The sequence below is a fragment of the Pseudomonas tremae genome (genome assembly GCF_001401155.1).
Classification (GTDB): domain Bacteria; phylum Pseudomonadota; class Gammaproteobacteria; order Pseudomonadales; family Pseudomonadaceae; genus Aquipseudomonas; species Aquipseudomonas tremae.
Genome location: NZ_LJRO01000025.1, coordinates 1 through 211, shown reverse-complemented (window position 1 = coordinate 211; position 211 = coordinate 1). Strand labels below are relative to the sequence as shown.

1 protein-coding gene is annotated in these 211 nt (G+C 58.8%); it reads right to left on the bottom strand.

The window, feature by feature from the left end; translation table 11 throughout:
* Window positions 1-211: hypothetical protein (locus ALO43_RS30590; protein WP_162235562.1), on the bottom strand; the 211-nt coding region annotated here is incomplete at both ends.

Below are 211 nucleotides of genomic sequence, written 5' to 3'. Positions count from 1 at the left end.
TTGTTTTTCAAAGCCATCTGTTGCTTTAGCTTTTCCTTCAACGAGCCGACCGACTTCAGTTGATGGTCCATGCCCGCCAGTTGCCCAGCATGGGACTCGGCGACGCGCCTCAGCATGTGAGTGACCCTGGGTTCCATCTCGCGAGCACGCGTCAGTAAGTTCTGCGCCTCAAGCGCAATATCCTCTGGCTGCACGGCGCGCAGGCGCTCGG